Origin of the sequence: Brachybacterium sp. JB7 (assembly GCF_003335205.1) — a bacterium.
Lineage (GTDB): Bacteria > Actinomycetota > Actinomycetes > Actinomycetales > Dermabacteraceae > Brachybacterium > Brachybacterium alimentarium.
Map to the genome: position 1 here is coordinate 440,752 of NZ_QPGN01000001.1, position 18,013 is coordinate 458,764.

The window sequence follows — 18,013 nt, forward strand, 5'->3', positions numbered from 1 at the left end:
GGCGTCATCATGTGCCCGCCCGGCCGCCGTACGTGCGGCAGTATCCCGCCCTGCAGCGGATCCTTTCGAAGGAGCTCAATCGTGAGCGAGTCCGAGACTCCCGTCCCCGCGTCGTCCACCGATGATCAGACCACTGATCAGCAGGTCGACCAGTCCACCGCGTCCGAGGCGGCACCCGCCACTGCTCCCGCCGCCGCACCCGCCACCGCATCCGAGGAGGTCTCGGAGACTCCGGACGCCCCGGTTTCCGGCGATGCCCCGGGTGCCGATGACGCCCCGGCAGCTGCGGAGGCCACGACTCCTCAGGACGCACCTGCGGACGCGCCCGACGCCGACGAGGCTCCTGCGGTCGAGGCGGCCCCCGCGTCGGCGGAGATCTCCGCCGCTGAGGCCGCCGCACAGGCCCCCGCCACCGTGGACGGCCAGGCAGAAGCCGCCGCCTCAGAGAGCGCGTCCGAGCCTGTCGCGAAGCCGTCGGCCGCACCGCGGCCAGGACCGACCCCCGGCAGCGCGCGGCCTCCTGTCCCCTCCCCCGCGGCGCTCGCGGCGAAGAAGCCGTCCGCCGCGCTGCTGCCGGTGGCCCCGCCGGCCACCGAGTACGACCCGGAGAAGGTCGCCGCCGCCAAGGCGTTCGGCACCGTCGCCGAGGACGGCACGGTGACCGTCCAGGACGGCACCCAGGTGCGCACCATCGGCACGACCGCGGAATCGGACCACGACAAGGCCCTCGAGCCCTTCGCCCGCGGCTACCTCGATCTCGTCGCCTTCCTCGATCTCACGCAGACCACGCTCAACGCGCCCGAGCACACGCAGAACGAGCTCAACCGTCTGCTGGAGAACCTGCGCAAGAACATGAAGGAGCCGAAGGTCGTCGGCGACATCCCGGCTCTGCGAGCACGTGCGAACGAGCTTCGGGAGAACGCCAAGGAGAAGATCCGGGCGCTGGAGGCGAAGCGCACCGAGGAGCGCGCCGGCGCCGTGCAGCGGCGCACCGAGTTCGTCGAGTCCATCGAGGCGCTGGTGGCGACCGATCCCGAACAGCTCTCGTGGAAGAGCGCCGGAGAGACCATGCGTCAGATGGTCCCGACCTGGAAGACGATGCAGTCCGAGGACATCTCGTTGGATCGCCCCACCGAGGAGGCCCTGTGGAAGCGGCTCTCCGCAGCCCGGGCGAAGTTCGATCGCATGCGCAAGCAGTTCTTCTCGCAGCTCGACGAGAAGCACACCGAGGCCGCCGCGATCAAGGAGGAGCTGATCGCCCGCGCCGAGGAGATGCAGCACTCCACCGACTGGGGGCCCACGGTGCGTGCCTACAAGGACCTGATGGCCCAGTGGCGCGCCGCACCGCGCGGCAGCCGGAAGAAGGACGACGCGCAGTGGAAGCGGTTCAAGGCCGCCCAGGACACGTTCTTCACCGCCCGCAACGCCGATCTCCACGAGACCGAGGCCGAACAGCGCGCGAACCTCGAGGCCAAGGAGGCCCTTCTGGTCGAGGCCGAGGCGATCGACCCGTCGAAGGACCTCGACGCCGCGAAGGCGACCCTGCGCTCCGTCCAGGATCGCTGGGAGGAGGCGGGCAAGGTTCCGCGCGCGGACATGCGCCGGATCGATGACCGTCTGCGCAGCGTCGAACGCTCGGTGAAGAACGCCGAGCAGGACGAATGGCGGCGCACGGACCCTCGCACCAAGGCCCGCGTCGAAGGCGCCTCCTCGCAGCTCCACTCCGCGATCGCGTCGTACGAGGACGCGCTGGAGTCGGCTCGCGCCGGTGGCGACCCGAAGAAGATCGCCGAGGCGGAGACCGCTCTCGAGGCCCGCAAGGAGTGGCTGGCGGTCATCGAGCGCTCCGCACGCGACCTCGGCTGACTCCGGCCCGTCCGAGGTCGCCCTCCGCAGGAGGAGCGCCTGAGGGCGTGACCCTTCCTCCACCGCCCCGTCTGTCCACAGCGACAGGCGGGGCGTTTGCCGCTCGGTCCCCGACCAGCCAGAGTCGACCCATGACGGAGCCGAGGTGGTCGCAGAGGGCGCACGCGCTGCGGTCGGCCGCCACCTCCGCGGCTCCGGTGAGCACGCCCGCGGGGCCGTACGCCGCCCCCTGCGCACCGTGGTCGCACCATGCGGCCGAGCTCGCCGTACCCCTGGCCGACGGGCTCGAACGCTGGGAGGAGAACCCGACGACCTGGGGCATGGTCCAGGATCGGCTCATGGTGCGTCTGCTGCCGGGCATCTTCGTGCCACCGGATCTGCTCGGGTCAGCAGTGCAGCGTGCTCTGGCCCTGGGGTGTGCCGTGGGCGAACGTCTGCAGTCCCACCACGTGGTCGCCGGGCCGTCCGCAGCATGGGTGTTCCTCGGTGGGGACCCGCCGGAGCGCGCGGAGCTGCTCTCCCCCGCCCATCGGGGCTCGATCCCGGGAGCCACGGTCCGCACCGCGCGCCTGCATCCGCGGGAGGTCGAGACGATCGGCGGCGCTCCGGTGACGAGCCCGCTGCGCACTGCCGCGGATCTGCTGCGCTTCGCGCCGGACCCTGTGGCGAGGCCGTCATTGCGACGCCTCGTGGAGGGCGGCTACGTGAGCGTGAGCTCCATCCGATGGCATCTCGCAGGCCTGGATCGATATCCCGGGGTCGGCGCCGCCCGGGCAAGGATCGACGAGCTGCTGCACGAGGCGCCGAGGGCGGCGTGACGCGCGGTCCTGTTCGCGGTGACGTGTGCGCGTCTCCTTCGCGGCCGGAGAGCTCAGGGGACGGTGGTGAGCGGCGCTGCGGAATCGACGGCCTTGCCGTCCGCTGTCACGCGGTAGACGTCGTAGACACCTTCGACCCGGCGCACCTGGCCGAGGACGGACTGCAGATGCGAGGGGTCGGCGAGCTCGAAGGAGAAGAAGGTCGTGGCCAGACGATCGGTGTTCGACTGCGCCGAGGCCGAGTGCAGGTTCACCTGCTGCTCGGAGATGACCAGCGCCAGATCGGTGAGCAGTCGCGGCCGATCGAGAGCCTCGACCTTGATGTGCACGAGGTAGGCGGCGCTGTGCCTCCCGGACCAGGCCACGTCGACGATGCGATCGGGCTGCTGCTCCTGCAGCTGTATCGCGTTCGAGCAGCTGGTGTGGTGCACGGAGATGCCGGAGCCGCGGGTGATGAAGCCGACGATCGGGTCCCCCGGCACGGGAGCACAGCACTTGGCGAGCTTGACCCAGAGATCGCTGTGCCCGTCGACGATGACGCCCTGATCGGTCTCCGAGGTGTGTCGCGTGGAGCGGTTCGGGCGCGACCGTGCCCGCGAGGGCAGGGTGATCTCCGCGAGGTCCTCTGCAGCACCGTCCGAGCCCCCGAACACGGCTCGCAGCTTCTCGACGACATGCTGGGCACCGGTATGGCCCTCTCCGATCGAGGTGTACAGCGCATCGACCGAGGAGAGGTTGAGGTCAGTGGCCACGGTGGCGAGGGTGTCGTGGGTGAGCAGGCGACGCATCGGCAGGTCCTGGCGACGCAACGCCTTGGCCAGATCGTCCTTGCCGCGCTCGAGGGCCTCCTCCCGCCGCTCCTTGGAGAACCAGTGCCGGATCTTGCTGCGCGCCCGCGGCGACTTCACGAAGCCGAGCCAATCGCGGCTGGGGCCGGCGTCGGGCGACTTCGAGGTGAACACCTCCACCACGTCGCCGGTGGACAGCGCGGACTCGAGCGAGACCAGCCGGCCGTTCACCCGAGCGCCGATCGTGCGGTGGCCCACCTCGGTGTGGACCGAATAGGCGAAATCGACCGGGGTCGAGCCCTGCGGAAGTGCCAGCACGTCGCCCTTGGGGGTGAAGACGTAGACCTCCTGCGTGTTGATCTCGAACCGCAGGGAGTCCAGGAACTCACCGGAGTCGGTGGTCTCCTTCTGCCAGTCCATGAGCTGGCGCAGCCAGGTGGCCTCGCTGCTGACGGCCTTGGACTCGCCCTCGCCGGCTCCCGATCCCATCGCCTTGTACTTCCAGTGCGCCGCGACGCCGTACTCGGCCCGTCGGTGCATCTCCTTGGTACGGATCTGCACCTCCACCGGTTTGCCGGTAGGGCCGATGACAGTGGTGTGCAGCGACTGATAGAGGTTGAACTTCGGCAGAGCGATGTAGTCCTTGAAGCGTCCCTGCACCGGCGACCACCGAGCGTGCAGGGTTCCCAGCACGCCGTAGCAGTCGCGCACGGAATCCACCAGGACGCGCACCCCGACGAGGTCATAGATGTCGGCGAAGTCGCGGCCGCGCACGATCATCTTCTGGTAGATCGAGTAGTAATGCTTCGGGCGCCCGGTGACCTCGGCCTTGATCCGCGCCTTCTTCAGATCCTCCTGGATCTTCGAGGAGACCAGCTTGAGGTACTGGTCGCGCGCCGGGGCATGCTGCGCCACGAGCGCCACGATCTCCTCGTAGACCTTGGGATACAGCACCTGGAAGGACCGGTCCTCGAGCTCCCACTTCATCGTGTTCAGACCCAGTCTGTGCGCGAGCGGCGCATAGATCTCCAGGGTCTCCTTCGCCTTGCGCTCGGCGGAGGCGGCGGGGACGTATTTCCAGGTCCGAGCGTTGTGGAGGCGGTCCGCGAGCTTGATCAGGAGCACCCGCACGTCGCGACTCATCGCCACGATCATCTTGCGGACGGTCTCGGCCTGGGCCGCCTCGCCGTAGGTGACCTTGTCGAGCTTGGTGACGCCGTCCACCATCACGGCGATGACGTCCCCGAACTCGGAGCGCAGTCGCTCCAGCGAGTAGTCGGTGTCCTCGACGGTGTCATGCAGCAGCGCTGCGGCGACGACATCGGCCGGAGAGCCGAGCTCCGCGAGGATGGTCGCCACCGAGACCGGGTGCGTGATGTAGGGGTCACCGCTTCTGCGGGACTGTCCACGATGGGCCCGCTCGGCGACCGAGTAGGCCCTCTGGACCAGGGAGAGGCTCTCCTTGGGGCTGACCGCAGACATGGTCTCCAGCAGCGGTGCGAGCAGCGGATCGGTGGCTGTGCCGGAGCGCGACGAGAAGAAGGACAGACGCGAGCGCGGCTTGCGCGGACCCGGGGTCGTCGACCGAGCGGCCGTGGATCCGGGCTTCGGCGTTGGCTTCGGCGCGGGGACGCTCGGGGCGGAGCGCGGCGCGGGGGTGCCGTCCCCAGCGGATTCGGATGCTGGCTGATCCTGCACTGCACACCTCCTGCGTCGGGTCATCCCAGTCTACGCGGGGGTCACCACCTGGAGGACGAGCATCCAGCGGGTGCTGCTGGGCGTCACCGGGCCGACGCAGCGCGCCTCGACGGACGGGGATCAGTTCGGGAAGGACCAGACCACGCTGAGCGGGATATCCGGCAGCTTGTCGCGCCCGCCGAGGCCCTCCAGCTCGATGAGGAAGGAGGCGCCCACCAGGTCCACGTCGAACTGCCGGACGAGCTCGACCGTGGCCGCCGCGGTCCCTCCGGTGGCCAGCAGATCATCGATGACGAGGGTGCGTGCGCCGGCCGGAAGGGATCCCTCCGCGATCTCGACGACGGCGCTGCCGTACTCGAGGTCGTAGCTGACGGACGCCGGAGTGCCCGGCAGCTTCCCTGCCTTCCTCACCGGGATGAACCCGGCCCCGAGCTCGTAGGCGAGCGGAGCGCCGAGCACGAAACCGCGGGCCTCCGTCCCCACCACGTACTCGATATCGCCGGGCAGCAGGGAGATCCAGTGGCGGATGACGGCGCGCAGCGCAGCATGATCGCGCAGCAGCGGGGTGATGTCTCGGAAGAGCACTCCGGGCACCGGGAAATCTGGGTACTCGGCGATGTGGGACGTCCGCAGCGCCCTGATCTCCTCGACGGAGGGCATGTCCTCGGGCATGGACGCTGCCGCAGGCGTAGGCGTAGGCGTAGACGCTGCCGTAGCCATGGAGGTGGACGTCGACGTCGACGAGTCCGTCGAGGTCTGCGGGGACTCGGACGTGCTCATCGGCGTTCCCCGTTCGATTCTGCGGCGCCGCGAGCAGCGGTGCCCTCGAGCTCGCCGTCGGACCTGTTCACCGCACGGTCTCCGGCCACACCGCTCTCGCCGCCGCTGCGGCGGGCCTGCAGCACCTGCTCCCCGTGCTGTGCGATCTCCGGCTCACGGCGACGCAGATCCACGAGGATTCCCGGCGCCAGGAAGATCGAGGAGTAGGTGCCGGCGATGATGCCGATGAACAGCGCGAGCGAGATGTCCTTCAGTGTGCCGGCACCGAGCAAGAAGGAGCCGATCGCGAGGATCGAGCCGACCGGCAGCAGCGCCACCACGGAGGTGTTGATCGATCGCACGAGGGTCTGGTTCGCCGCGAGCTCGACCTGGTCCGCGAAGGTGGCACGCGTCTGGCTGGTGAGATCTGCGGTATTCTCGCGGACCTTGTCGAACACGACGATCGTGTCGTAGAGCGAGTACCCCATCACCGTGAGGAAGCCGATCACGGTGCCCGGGGTGATCTCCAGACCCACCACGCCGTAGACCCCGGCGGTGATCAGCATGTCGTGGATCAGGGCGCCCATGGCCGCGAGCGAGGCCTTGAGGTTGCGGAAGTACAGCGCCATGGTGGCGGCGACCAGCAGCAGGAAGACCAGCACGCCACGCAGCATCTTCTGGGTGATGTCGCCGCTCCACACCGGGCCGATGTACGAGGTCGAGACGGCGTCGGTGTCCACCCCGTAGCCGGAGGCGAGCTCCTCGGCGAGGGCAGCGGTCTCCCCGGAGTCGAGCTGCTCGGTCTGGACCCGCATGGTGTCGCGTCCGAGCACGGTCACCTTCGGCTCGTTGTCCGGGAGCTGCTCGCGCACGATGTCGCGAGCTGTGGACTGCTCGGTGTCCGCGACACCGGCGACCTGGAACTCCGACCCTCCGGTGAACTCGATGCCGAGGTTCGGGCCGCGCACGCCCGCGATGCCGAGCAGCAGCACGACCGCGATGAGGCTGAACAGGTACCAGGTGCGGCGGCGTCGCACGATCGGGACGGTGCGGCGGCCTGCGTGCAGGTCATTGCCGAAGCGGGAGAAGGTCGCGGTCATCGGCTCGTCCCTTCGGAGTCGTCATCCGTGGTGTCGGTGGCGTCCGCGCCCGACGAGGTGCGCCTCGCCTCCGGTGCAGGCGTCGAGGGCGATCCCGTCCGCTCGCGCTCGGCGGCTTCCCGCGCGAGCCGGGCCTTGCGAGCGGCCAGCGGCTCGCGAGCAGTCTCCTCGTCCTCGTCCCCGCGCTCGGCGAGCGAACGGAAACGGCCACGGCCGGCGTAGGACGGGACCGAACGGCCCAGCATCGCCGGGTCGAGCCCGCTCCAGGGGTGCCCCTTGCCGAAGAACCGGGTGCGGACGAGCACCTGCAGCACGGGGTGGGTGAACAGGAAGACCACGACGAGATCGAGCACCGTGGTCACGCCGAGGACGAACGCGAAGCCGCGCACGCTGCCGGTGGACAGTGCGTAGAGCACGACCGCCGCCAGGAGGTTGACCGAGTCCGACGCGAGGATGGTGCGCTTGGCGCGATCCCAGCCGTGGTCGACGGCGGCCACGATCCCGCGTCCGTCGCGTATCTCGTCACGCACGCGCTCGAAGTAGACGATGAAGGAGTCCGCGGTGAACGCGATGGCCACGATCATGCCCACCACACCGGCCAGCGACAGGCGGTAGCCGATGTCGGGGATGTTCGACAGGACGGTGAGCGTGAGATAGGTGAGCAGACCCATGATCGCGAGGCTCGCGGTGGTCACGCTCGCCAGTGCCCGGTACTGGGCGAACGCATAGGCGACGACCAGGGCGAGGCCGATGAGGCCGGCGATCAGTCCCATCTCGAGCTGGTCCGTGCCCAGAGTCGCCGAGATCTGCGATTCGGAGGCGACCTCGAACTCGAGGGGCAGCGCACCGAAGCGCAGCTGATCGGAGAGCTGGCTGGCGTCCTCCTGGGAGAAGTTGCCCGAGATGCTGGCTTCGCCGCCGAGGGAGGGATCCTGCACCTCGGGAGCGGAGATGACCTGCCCGTCCAGCACGATGCCGAACGCGCCGGTCGCGCCCTCGCCGCCGTACAGCGCAGAGGTCATGTCGCCGAACGACTTCGTGGCGTCCTTCTTGAACTGCATGTTCACGACGTAGTAGCCGGTGGACTGGCCGCCGGGGTTCACGTCGGCCGCGACGCTCGAGCCGGCGATCGAGGAGCCGGCGACGACTTCGGGGCCGAGCAGGAACTTCTGCGTGCCCTCCGGGTCGCAGGCCACGACCGGCTCGTCCGCGGGAGCCTCGGAGGTCTTCTCCTGCTGAGCGCTCGGATCCGTGCAGTCGGCCTCCATGAGCTCTGTCTGGATCTCCGGGGTCATCCATTCCATCGACCACGCGGGGAACTGGAGCTCGCCGTCGGCCGGAGCGTCGGCTGGAGCGAGCGAAGAGTCCTCGCTCAGCAGACCCTCGAACTGGAGCTGCGAGGGATCCGGCTCGGACGAGGAGGTCTCCTCCCCCTCCTCTGCTCCTCCGTCGGAGGCACCGCCCTCATCGGACGCTCCGCCGGAGCCTTCCGGGGCGACGATGCCCAGCACCGGACGGAACGACATCGAGGCCGTCTGCCGCAGCGCCTCGGAGGTCTTCTGATCGAGCTGTCCGGGGACATCGATCACGATGTTGGTGCCGCCCTGGACGCTGATCTCGGTCTCCGAGACGCCCATGGCGTTCACTCGCTGCCCGATGATCTCGCGCGCCTGCTCCATCGCCGCGGCGTCGATCGCCGACCCGTCCCGGGTGGTGGTCTGCAGGATGATCTGGGTGCCGCCCTCGAGATCGAGGGCGAGCTTGGGTGCTGGCTGCCAGCCGCCCTTCCAGACTCCGGCACCGATCCCGCCGCCCAGCAGCAGGATCAGCACCGCGAGGGCCAGGAGGGCGATGCGACGTGCGGGCATGGGCGAGTATTCCTCAGGACGGCGGACAGTTCAGGATGAGCGGCGGCTCAGCGGGGCGGGGTCGATCCCGCCCCTGTCTCAGCGGTCGCGCGAATCCTCGGGCCGGGTGGACTCCTCGGCCACGGTGACACCGGGGATCGAGCCCTCGTCAGAGACGGAGTCGTTCTCGTCCTGCGGGGCGGAGGCCTCCTCGGCGCTGACCGGATCCACGCCCATGGCGATCGCCTGACGGGCCCACTTGGTCTGGCTGCCGTCCTCGGACTCGAGGATCACGACGTCCTCGTAGGTCTCGACGATCAGACCGTAGAAGCCGGAATGCGTGCGGACCTCGTCACCGACGCCGAGCTGGTTGACGAGCTCACGCTGCTTCTGCTGCGCCTTTTTCTGACGGCTCGACATGAACAGCAGGGGCAACATCATGACCGCGAATATGAGCAGGAGCGGCAGGAGTGAATTCACGGGGTTCCTTTCGGCGAACAGCGGATGCTCGGATGCAGAGGCATCCGGTCGCGCTGCCGCGGACGACTGACCGCCTTACTGTACCTGCCATGGGCGCGCACGCCTCACAGCCGAGCGACCGCTTCATGGCCTGCAGAACATGCCGGTCCGGACACAGCAGCGGCGCGGGACGGGCGAGACATCTCAGAAACGTCCCAGCATCGGGGCGGTGCCCTCCGGCCCCTCGGGAGCCTCGAGGCCGAGATGGGTCCACGCGGCTGGCGCTGCCGCTCGACCGCGCGGAGTGCGCAGGAGGAACCCCTCGCGCACGAGATAGGGCTCGATCATGGTCTCGACCGTCTCGATCTCCTCCCCCACCGCGACCGCCAGGGTGGACAGGCCCACCGGCCCACCGGCGAAACGGCCGCACAGGGCGGCCAGCACGGCACGGTCGAGCCGGTCCAGTCCGCGGGCGTCGACCTCGTAGACGCGCAGCGCCTCCCGGGCCGCCGCGAGATCCAGCTTGCCGCTGCCTCGCACCAGAGCCCAGTCCCGCACGCGTCGCAGGAGCCGGTTCGCGATACGGGGGGTGCCGCGGGATCGGGTGGAGATCTCGACCGCTGCCTCCTCGTCCACCTCGATCTCGAGCCTGGCCGCAGAGCGGCGGACGACCTCGCGCAGCTCCTCGGGCGCATAGAAATCGAGGTGGCCGATGAAACCGAATCGGTCGCGCAGCGGCGCCGGGAGCAGACCGGCTCGAGTGGTCGCGCCGACGGCGGTGAACGGCGGCAGGTCCAGCGGGATCGAGGTGGCCCCCACCCCCTTGCCCACCACGACATCGACGCGGAAGTCCTCCATCGCGATATAGAGCATCTCCTCCGCCGGGCGCGCGAGACGATGGATTTCGTCGATGAAGAGCACCTCCCCCTCGTCGAGCGAGGAGAGGATCGCGGCGAGGTCGCCGGCGTGCTGGATGGCCGGCCCGGAGGTGATGCGCAGCGGTGCTCCCAGCTCAGCGGCGATGATCATCGCGAGCGTGGTCTTGCCCAGGCCTGGTGGGCCCGACAGCAGCACGTGCTCCGGGCTCCGCCCGCGCGCCGTGGCGGCATCGAGCACCAGTGAGAGCTGGTCGCGCACCACCTGCTGGCCGACGAACTCCGCGAGCCCGCGCGGGCGCAGGGCCGCTTCCGCGGGACGCTCGGGCGGCGCCTGCTCGGCGCTCGTGAGCGATGGCGAACCGTCCTCGTCGTGCTCGGCGGCCGAGCCGTCGAGGTCCTCGATCCCGTCGGGCCTCATCGACTGCCCCCGAGGTGGCGCAGGGCGCGACGCAGGAGCTCGGCGGCATCCGGAGTCCCGTCGTCGCTCCCGCGAGCGTCCTCCACGGCGGCGACGGCCGCCTTCTCGCCCCAGCCCAGGCCCACCAGCGCGATCACCACGTCCGCGTCGACACCGGCGGGCGCCGCTGCGGGCTCCTCGCCGGTGACCGGTGCGGCGGACACCGGAGCCGGCAGCTTCCCGCCGAGCTCGAGCAGCATCCGGTTGGCGACCTTGGGGCCGATGCCCGGGGTCCGGGTGATGGTCTTGGCGTCCTGCTCGGCCACGGCGCGGCGCAGCTCCTCGGGCTCGAGCACGGCGAGGACGGCGAGGGCGGTGCGGGGGCCGATCCCGGAGACGGACTGCACGATGCGGAAGGTCTCGGCCTCGTCGGGGTGGGGGAACCCGAACAGGGTCAGGGAGTCCTCCCGCACCACGAGCTCCGTGTGCAGGGTCAGCTCCGCGCCGTGGCGCGTCGAGGCGAGAGCCTGGGGCGTGGTGCGTACGAGGTAGCCGATGCCGGCCACCTCGAGCACGAGGGCGTCGAGGTCGATGCGGGCCACTCGCCCGGTCAGGGTTGCGATCACGGCCCCACTCTAGAACGAGTGTTCGATCAGTGGCGGGAGGTGGAACGCTCTCGGGCGCGTCGGGACTCCCGCTCCGCCCGGGCCCACACCGCCTGTGCGCTCGTGCGCGCTCCGCCCGTGGAATCCAGAGCGACCGGGCCCGGCCCCCGCCACAGCTGGGTCAGGGCGATCGCGACGGCATCGGCGGCATCCGCGGGCTGTGGCGGCGCCTCCAGTCCCAGGAGCTTCACCAGCATCGTCTGGATCTGCTTCTTGTCGGCCCGGCCGCTGCCGGTCACCGCGGCCTTCACCTCGGAGGGTGTGTGCATCGCCGTGGGGATCCCGCGCTCGGCGGCCTCGAGCAGCGCGATCCCGGAGACCTGTGCGGTCCCCATGACCGTGGAGATGTTGTTCTGGCTGAACACTCTCTCCACGGCGACCGCATCGGGTCCGTACTCCTCGATCGCCGCCCGGATCCCCCGGGCGATCGCGAGCAGCCTCCGGTCGATCGGTGCGTCGCTCGGCGAGCGGACCACGCCGGCGTGCACGAGCGTGGCCCGTCGCCCTCCGGCGGCATCGATCACGCCGATCCCGCAGCGGGTCAGGCCGGGGTCGATGCCGAGGATCCTCAGGCTCATCCTGCCCTCCCCGAGGTGCGCGGAACGATCATGGTCGGCAGGCGGCGCCCGTCGTCCCCGATGCGGGGTCGACGGGCGCACAGGTCATTCGTCGTCGTCTTCGTCGAGCTGGGCTGCGACGTCGTCGGGGATGTCGAGGTTCGAGTAGACGTTCTGCACGTCGTCGTTGTCCTCGAGGGCATCGATCAGACGGAGCGCCTTGCGGGCACCGTCCAGGTCGACCGGGGTGCGCATGGTGGGCACGAACTGCGCCTCGGCGCTGTCGTACTCGATGTCCGCCTCCTGCAATGCGGTGCGCACGGCCACGACGTCGGTCGCCTCGGAGATGATCTCGAAGGTCTCGCCCTCGTCGTTGATCTCCTCGGCGCCTGCGTCGAGGACCACCTCGAGCAGGGCGTCCTCGGTGAGGTCCTCCTGAGGGACGGTCACCACGCCCTTGCGCTCGAACAGGTAGGCCACCGATCCGGAGTCGGCCATGTTGCCGCCGCCACGGTTGAAGGCGAGACGGACCTCCGAGACGGCGCGGTTCTTGTTGTCGGTGAGGCATTCGACCAGCACGGCGACGCCGCCGGGGGCATAGCCCTCGTACATCAGCGTCTCGTAGTCGACGCCTCCACCGTCCAGCCCTCCGCCGCGCTTGACGGCGCGGTCGATGTTGTCGTTGGGCACGGACGTCTTCTTCGCCTTCTGGATGGCGTCGTAGAGCGTCGGGTTGCCAGCGGGGTCGGGCCCACCCATGCGGGCCGCGACCTCGATGTTCTTGACGAGCTTGGCGAACGCCTTAGCACGCTTGGCATCGATGACGGCCTTCTTGTGCTTCGTGGTCGCCCACTTGGAATGCCCTGCCATCTTTCTCCTCCCGACATACGCGCCGGACGCCGGCGCACTGCTGACCCATCCTAGTGGCACCTGCGCACAGCCGCGGTCGGAGCCGTCTCAGCGACGCACCACCGGCGCGGTGAGGGAGCCGATCAGGCGGCGATCCGCTGTGATCCGCTCCAGCAGCTCGCGTTCGCGCTGACGTGTGCGCGCGGTGACCTTTCCGTGCATCGCGCTGTGCCGTTGCATCCCCAGCTCGATCGCGGCGCGGATCAGGGAGCGCATCGCCATCCGGGCGATGGCCCCATGGCGGCCGGCCCAGTGCTCCGCCCGACGGCGCCGGCCCATTGCGACCAGCATGTCCACCTCTGACGGGGCGAACCAGCCGGCCCGGCCGTACTCCGAGAGACGACGGCGCAGGATACGACGCTCGCGCAGACGCAGGAAGAGCACGATCGCGGCGAGGAGCACGAAGATCGGCACCTGGATGGTCAGGTAGTAGCGCAGGAACCCGCCGATCGGATTCTCCGGATCCACCGGCAGGAAGAAGGCCGAGCCGTTCCACACCGCGTGCAGGATCATGCCCAGGGACAGTCCGCCGATGCCGAGGCCGAAGTACAGCATCAGGGAACGGCGCTCGGCGGCGATGCCGAGGCCCAGTCCGCACAGGGAGGTGAACGAGACGTGGGCGAAGGGCGAGAGCAGCCCGCGCAGCATGAAGGTCTGCCAGAACGTGTCGACCTCGCCGGCCGCCTGCGCCTGGTGGAAGGAGTTGCCGAAGTAGAGGATGTTCTCGGTGAAGGCGAACCCGCCGCCGATGAGCGCTGCGTAGACGACGCCGTCGATCGGGCCGGCGATGTAGCGACGGCCCCAGATCAGCAGGCCGATCAGGCCCGCGGACTTCATGCTCTCCTCGATGATCGGTGCCTGGACCACCGCACCGAGGAACGACGCGGTGATCTCGCTGGGCTCGCTCGGGGAGATCCAGCTCGTGAACGGGCCTCCGATCACGAAGGCCAGAGCGACCGAGCCCACCGCGCCCCAGATGAAGGCGTAGATCAGGGAGATGCGCGGCTGGGGCGTGTAGCGGTCGATCCACCAGACCGCGCTGAAGACGATCGCGACGGGCACGAGCGCCGCGGTGAACGCGACCAGCGAGGTGCCGAAGCCGAGCGGAAGGATCACGAAGAGGTAGATCAGCACCGCTCCCCCGGCCAGCGCCAGGAAGGACAGCGCGAACAGGGCCCAGCGGACCCACGGGCGCCGACGGCGCGGGCGTGGCGGCAGCGCCTGGCCCATGCTGCCAGGGCCTCGAGGGTCGGGGCGGCCGACGTCGTAGCCGTACCCATCGGGCGCGGCTGCGGGCACGCTCACGTCCGGAGGTGACGACGCTCCGAGGGTGCTCATCGAGATCAGCTCCCGCCGCTTCCGTCGTCCTCGGGCCAGGCCTCGGGCCAGGCCTCGGCGTACAGCCGACGGGTGTCCGCCAGGAGGATCGGCACGGCCTTGGTGCGCCCGACGATGGGCAGGAAGTTCGCGTCCCCCATCCAGCGCGGCACCACGTGCTGGTGCAGATGCGCTGCGATCCCCGCGCCCGCGACCGGCCCCTGGTTCATGCCCAGGTTGAAGCCGGCCGGTGCGGAGACCTGACGGATCACCCGCATGGCGGTGCGCGTCAGCTCGGCGACCTCGCGCACCTCGTCGTCAGTGAGCTCCGTGTAGTCCGCGACGTGGCGGTAGGGGCAGACCAGCAGATGTCCCGCGTTGTACGGGTATAGGTTCAGGATCACGTACGCCACCCGGCCGCGATGGACGATCAGAGCGTCCTCGTCGGTGCGGTGCTGCGCCGAGCAGAACGGGCACTGCTCACCGTCATCCGGGTCCGACGGCTTGTTCTCCCCGCCGATGTAGGCCATGCGGTGCGGAGTCCACAGGCGCTCGGTGCCGTCGGGGACGCCCGCGAAGCTGCGGGCGTCCTCGACCGTCGGGGGCGAGGAGCCGTCCATCGTGGACCGCTCCTCGCCGGAGAGCCGATCGCTCACACCTGCACCTTGTCCTTCACGGCGTCCACGATGCGCTGCACAGCGGTGTCCACGTCGATGCCGTTGTCCTGGCTGCCGTCACGCAGACGGAAGGAGACCGCGCCGTTGGCCTGGTCCTCGCCGCCGGCGATGAGCAGGAAGGGCACCTTCTCCTTGGTGTGCGTGCGGATCTTCTTCTGCATGCGGTCGTCCGAGGAGTCCACCTCGACGCGGATGCCGTGGGCGCGGAGCTTCGCGGCGATCTCCTCGAGATACGGGACGTAGTCGGCGGCGACCGGGATGCCGACCACCTGCACCGGGGCGAGCCACACCGGGAATGCTCCGGCGTAGTGCTCGAGCAGCACGCCGAAGAAGCGCTCGATGGAGCCGAAGAGCGCACGATGGATCATCACCGGGCGCTGGCGCGATCCGTCGGACGCCGTGTACTCGAGCTCGAACAGCTCCGGTTCGAAGAAGTCCAGCTGGATCGTCGAGAGCTGCCAGGTGCGGCCGATGGCGTCCTTCGCCTGCACGGAGATCTTGGGGCCGTAGAAGGCGGCGCCGCCCGGGTCCGGCACCAGGTCGAGGCCGGAAGCCGTGGCGACCTCCTCGAGGGTGGCCGTCGCCTCGTCCCAGGTCGCCTCGTCGCCGACGGACTTCTCGGGGTCACGGGTGGACAGCTCGAGGTAGAAGTCGTCCAGCCCGTAGTCCTTGAGCAGGCCCAGGACGAAGTCCAGGGTGCCCGCGATCTCCTCGCGCATCTGCTCGCGGGTCGTGTAGATGTGCGCGTCGTCCTGGGTGAATCCGCGGGCGCGGGTCAGGCCGTGCACGACACCGGACTTCTCGTAGCGGTACACGCTGCCGAACTCGAACAGCCGCAGCGGCAGCTCACGGTACGAGCGGCCGCGCGAGCTGTAGACGAGGTTGTGCATCGGGCAGTTCATGGGCTTGAGGTAGTAGTCCTGGCCCTGACGGGTGACGTTGCCGTCCTCGTCGCGCTCCTCGTCCACGTGCATCGGAGGGTACATGCCCTCCGCGTACCACTCCAGGTGCTTCGAGGTCTCGAAGAGGTTCTTCTTCGTGATGTGCGGGGTGGAGACGAAGGAGTAGCCGGCCTCGACGTGGCGACGGCGCGAGTAGTCCTCCATCTCCATCTTGATCATGGCGCCCTTGGGGTGGAACACCGGCAGCCCGGACCCGATCTCGTCGGGGAAGGAGAACAGGTCCAGCTCGCTGCCGAGGCGGCGATGGTCGCGGCGCTCTGCCTCGGCGATGCGCTCCTGGTGGGCGCGCAGCTCCTCCTTGGTGGGCCAGGCCGTGCCGTACACGCGCTGCAGCATCGGGTTCTTCTCGCTGCCGCGCCAGTAGGCGGCGGCCGAGCGGGTCAGAGCGAAGCCGTTGCCGATCAGCCTCGTGCTGGGCAGGTGCGGGCCGCGGCACAGGTCGGTCCAGACGACCTCGCCCTTCTTGTCGACGTTGTCGTACATGGTCAGGCCGCCCTCGCCGACCTCGACGCTCGCGCCCTCGGCGGCATCCCCGGCCGTGGACTTCAGGCCGATCAGCTCGAGCTTGTACGGCTCCTCGGCCTCCTCCGCGCGGGCGGCGTCGTCGCTGATGTCGCGGCGCACGAAACGCTGGCCGGCCTTCACGATGCGGCCCATCTCCTTCTCGAGCGCCTTCAGGGCCTCGGGGGTGAAGGGCTCGGCGACGTCGAAGTCGTAGTAGAAGCCGTCGGTGATGGGCGGTCCGATCCCGAGCTTCGCCTCCGGATTCGTCTTCTGCACCGCCTGGGCCAGGACGTGCGCGGCGCTGTGGCGGAGGATCGACAGACCGTCCTCACTGGAGATCGTCACCCCTTCGACCTGCTGGCCCGCGATGAGCGGGGTGTGGAGGTCACGCAGCTCGCCGTCGAGGCGCAGGGCGATGATCGAGGTGTCGTCCGCGAACAGCTCGGCGCCCGTGGTCCCTTCCTCGAGCTGGTGGGGGGAACCGTCGAGGGTGATGGCGATCTGGGCCACAGGGATGCTCCTTGATGTCGGGTCGAGCCGGCCGACGATGCCGGCTCCACGGGCGATGGTATCGGTCGAGGAGCTCTGCCCACGAGCCGAGTGCCCGAATGGTCACGGGCAGAGCGCTCAGTGCTCACGGGCGTCGCGCTCGGAGAGCGGCCCGGACATGGCGCAGGGCCCCGGTCCGAGACCGGGGCCCTGCGTGCTGGTGGGCGATACTGGGATCGAACCAGTGACCTCTTCCGTGTCAGGGAAGCGCGCTACCGCTGCGCCAATCGCCCGGGCGGCATCTGTGCAAGCACTCGACACCGTCGAGGTGGGTACGGGATTCGAACCCGTGTACACGGCTTTGCAGGCCGTTGCCTCGCCTCTCGGCCAACCCACCGCAGATGCTCTCGCATCTACGTGAAACGGCGCTCCCGACGTGACGTCGAGTGCGCCGCTCCCGGAGCGGACGACCGGATTCGAACCGGCGACCCTCACCTTGGCAAGGTGATGCTCTACCAACTGAGCTACGTCCGCATGGCGACAGTCCGAGGACTCCGCCGTGGGCGATACTGGGATCGAACCAGTGACCTCTTCCGTGTGAAGGAAGCGCGCTACCCCTGCGCCAATCGCCCGAAGGTGCTTCCACCCTCGACATCCACTCTCCCGAGCGGACTCGAAGAAGCTTACATGAGGTCCATCGGGCTCGATGACCACTTCCGACGTGACCTACATCGCGCCGCACCGCGGCGTGCCGAGCGCCACCCGCCCCCAAGCCTCTCGCCAGCCCCTCCCGACCCCTCCCGACCCCTCCTGTTCCTTCCTGACCACCTCAACCGCTGTCCGGCCACTTCCGTCCCCTCCCACCCTCTCCATGCCTCGCCCCTGACCCGCGAGCGAGCGAGCGAGCGAGCGAGCGAGGCGAGCCCACCAGGTTTCGCAGTCTGCGCACCTCTGTTCGCTACCTGCCCGACGCCGCCCGACCGCCGCACCCTGCACGCCGCGCCCCACCCTGCGTGACCTCTGACACTGCAGGCCATCAGCATTTGCGCCGTGCCCGAGGGACGCATAAAGTACTGATCCGTCAGCCCCGCTGACCTGCGGACGTAGCTCAGTTGGTAGAGCATCACCTTGCCAAGGTGAGGGTCGCCGGTTCGAATCCGGTCGTCCGCTCCACTCCCTCCCCCGCGTCTTCGGATGCACGGGCGATTGGCGCAGCGGTAGCGCGCTTCCCTGACACGGAAGAGGTCACTGGTTCGATCCCAGTATCGCCCACCACGAGAACCCCCGGTCCATGACCGGGGGTTCTGTGCTGTCCGGGCGCGG

The 18,013-nt window shown here is 69.4% G+C and carries 14 protein-coding genes and 6 tRNA genes; 4 read left to right on the forward strand and 16 right to left on the reverse strand.

Features of this window, described 5'->3' with window-relative positions:
- The first annotated feature begins 81 nt into the window (after positions 1 to 81).
- Both CIK81_RS01950 and CIK81_RS01955 read left to right on the forward strand, forming a co-directional pair.
- Positions 82 to 1,866 carry a DUF349 domain-containing protein gene (locus CIK81_RS01950; protein WP_241963877.1) on the forward strand — a complete coding sequence of 595 codons (1,785 nt, stop codon included), beginning with the start codon at positions 82 to 84 and terminating at the stop codon, positions 1,864 to 1,866.
- A 131-nt stretch (positions 1,867 to 1,997) separates the two neighbouring features.
- Positions 1,998 to 2,684 (forward strand): hypothetical protein, encoded by a 687-nt coding sequence (locus CIK81_RS01955; protein WP_096164373.1) that lies wholly within the window; start codon positions 1,998 to 2,000, stop codon positions 2,682 to 2,684.
- A 53-nt stretch (positions 2,685 to 2,737) separates the two neighbouring features.
- Here the strand turns inward: CIK81_RS01955 and CIK81_RS01960 are convergent, their stop codons facing one another.
- The 16 genes from CIK81_RS01960 to CIK81_RS02035 all read right to left on the reverse strand — a co-directional run bounded on the left by CIK81_RS01960 (position 2,738) and on the right by CIK81_RS02035 (position 17,322).
- Positions 2,738 to 5,170 (reverse strand): bifunctional (p)ppGpp synthetase/guanosine-3',5'-bis(diphosphate) 3'-pyrophosphohydrolase, encoded by a 2,433-nt coding sequence (locus tag CIK81_RS01960; protein ID WP_241963878.1) that lies wholly within the window; start codon positions 5,168 to 5,170, stop codon positions 2,738 to 2,740.
- Between the two features lie 120 nt (positions 5,171 to 5,290).
- Positions 5,291 to 5,830: an adenine phosphoribosyltransferase gene (locus CIK81_RS01965; RefSeq protein ID WP_241963879.1), complete on the reverse strand. Its 540-nt coding sequence runs from the start codon at positions 5,828 to 5,830 to the stop codon at positions 5,291 to 5,293.
- Positions 5,831 to 5,946: 116 nt separating this feature from the next.
- Positions 5,947 to 7,029, reverse strand: a complete 1,083-nt coding sequence (gene secF, locus CIK81_RS01970) for a protein translocase subunit SecF (RefSeq protein WP_096164370.1) — start codon at positions 7,027 to 7,029, stop codon at positions 5,947 to 5,949.
- A complete protein-coding gene (gene secD, locus CIK81_RS01975) occupies positions 7,026 to 8,897 on the reverse strand; it encodes a protein translocase subunit SecD (protein ID WP_114329247.1) in 1,872 nt (623 codons plus the stop codon). The genes secF and secD overlap by 4 nt, the downstream gene beginning before the upstream one ends.
- A gap of 78 nt (positions 8,898 to 8,975) precedes the next feature.
- Positions 8,976 to 9,356 carry a preprotein translocase subunit YajC gene (yajC, locus tag CIK81_RS01980; RefSeq protein WP_241963880.1) on the reverse strand — a complete coding sequence of 127 codons (381 nt, stop codon included), beginning with the start codon at positions 9,354 to 9,356 and terminating at the stop codon, positions 8,976 to 8,978.
- Positions 9,357 to 9,539: 183 nt separating this feature from the next.
- Complete coding sequence (gene ruvB, locus CIK81_RS01985) at positions 9,540 to 10,631, reverse strand: Holliday junction branch migration DNA helicase RuvB (RefSeq protein WP_096164368.1); 1,092 nt, start codon at positions 10,629 to 10,631, stop codon at positions 9,540 to 9,542.
- A complete protein-coding gene (gene ruvA / locus CIK81_RS01990; protein ID WP_096164367.1) occupies positions 10,628 to 11,236 on the reverse strand; it encodes a Holliday junction branch migration protein RuvA in 609 nt (202 codons plus the stop codon). The genes ruvB and ruvA overlap by 4 nt, the downstream gene beginning before the upstream one ends.
- Positions 11,237 to 11,262: 26 nt before the next feature.
- Positions 11,263 to 11,853 (reverse strand): crossover junction endodeoxyribonuclease RuvC, encoded by a 591-nt coding sequence (gene ruvC / locus CIK81_RS01995; RefSeq protein ID WP_096164366.1) that lies wholly within the window; start codon positions 11,851 to 11,853, stop codon positions 11,263 to 11,265.
- Positions 11,854 to 11,937: 84 nt separating this feature from the next.
- Positions 11,938 to 12,702: a YebC/PmpR family DNA-binding transcriptional regulator gene (locus tag CIK81_RS02000; protein ID WP_096164365.1), complete on the reverse strand. Its 765-nt coding sequence runs from the start codon at positions 12,700 to 12,702 to the stop codon at positions 11,938 to 11,940.
- Between the two features lie 87 nt (positions 12,703 to 12,789).
- Positions 12,790 to 14,079 carry a PrsW family intramembrane metalloprotease gene (locus CIK81_RS02005; protein WP_096164364.1) on the reverse strand — a complete coding sequence of 430 codons (1,290 nt, stop codon included), beginning with the start codon at positions 14,077 to 14,079 and terminating at the stop codon, positions 12,790 to 12,792.
- A gap of 5 nt (positions 14,080 to 14,084) precedes the next feature.
- On the reverse strand, positions 14,085 to 14,678 hold the full coding sequence (locus CIK81_RS02010) for an HIT domain-containing protein (RefSeq protein ID WP_096164432.1): 594 nt from the start codon (positions 14,676 to 14,678) through the stop codon (positions 14,085 to 14,087).
- A 32-nt stretch (positions 14,679 to 14,710) separates the two neighbouring features.
- On the reverse strand, positions 14,711 to 16,711 hold the full coding sequence (gene thrS, locus CIK81_RS02015; protein WP_114305928.1) for a threonine--tRNA ligase: 2,001 nt from the start codon (positions 16,709 to 16,711) through the stop codon (positions 14,711 to 14,713).
- A 197-nt stretch (positions 16,712 to 16,908) separates the two neighbouring features.
- Positions 16,909 to 16,983, reverse strand: a tRNA-Val gene (locus tag CIK81_RS02020).
- A gap of 33 nt (positions 16,984 to 17,016) precedes the next feature.
- Positions 17,017 to 17,087: transfer RNA gene (locus CIK81_RS02025), tRNA-Cys, on the reverse strand.
- A gap of 64 nt (positions 17,088 to 17,151) precedes the next feature.
- Positions 17,152 to 17,224: transfer RNA gene (locus CIK81_RS02030), tRNA-Gly, on the reverse strand.
- A 26-nt stretch (positions 17,225 to 17,250) separates the two neighbouring features.
- Positions 17,251 to 17,322 (reverse strand) — tRNA-Val (locus CIK81_RS02035).
- A gap of 465 nt (positions 17,323 to 17,787) precedes the next feature.
- Here CIK81_RS02035 and CIK81_RS02040 point away from each other — a divergent pair.
- A tRNA-Gly gene (locus tag CIK81_RS02040) sits at positions 17,788 to 17,863 on the forward strand.
- Positions 17,864 to 17,890: 27 nt separating this feature from the next.
- A tRNA-Val gene (locus CIK81_RS02045) sits at positions 17,891 to 17,965 on the forward strand.
- Positions 17,966 to 18,013 lie beyond the last annotated feature (48 nt).

Excerpts from the sequence above, each read along its gene's own strand:
- CIK81_RS01955 (WP_096164373.1), top strand. The coding sequence starts at position 1,998 with ATGACGGAGCCGAGGTGGTCGCAGAGGGCGCACGCGCTGCGGTCGGCC.
- CIK81_RS01965 (WP_241963879.1), bottom strand. The coding sequence starts at position 5,830 with ATGCCCTCCGTCGAGGAGATCAGGGCGCTGCGGACGTCCCACATCGCC.
- secF (WP_096164370.1), bottom strand. The coding sequence starts at position 7,029 with ATGACCGCGACCTTCTCCCGCTTCGGCAATGACCTGCACGCAGGCCGC.
- secD (WP_114329247.1), bottom strand. The coding sequence starts at position 8,897 with ATGCCCGCACGTCGCATCGCCCTCCTGGCCCTCGCGGTGCTGATCCTG.
- ruvB (WP_096164368.1), bottom strand. The coding sequence starts at position 10,631 with ATGAGGCCCGACGGGATCGAGGACCTCGACGGCTCGGCCGCCGAGCAC.
- ruvC (WP_096164366.1), bottom strand. The coding sequence starts at position 11,853 with ATGAGCCTGAGGATCCTCGGCATCGACCCCGGCCTGACCCGCTGCGGG.
- CIK81_RS02000 (WP_096164365.1), bottom strand. The coding sequence starts at position 12,702 with ATGGCAGGGCATTCCAAGTGGGCGACCACGAAGCACAAGAAGGCCGTC.
- CIK81_RS02005 (WP_096164364.1), bottom strand. The coding sequence starts at position 14,079 with ATGAGCACCCTCGGAGCGTCGTCACCTCCGGACGTGAGCGTGCCCGCA.
- CIK81_RS02010 (WP_096164432.1), bottom strand. The coding sequence starts at position 14,678 with ATGGACGGCTCCTCGCCCCCGACGGTCGAGGACGCCCGCAGCTTCGCG.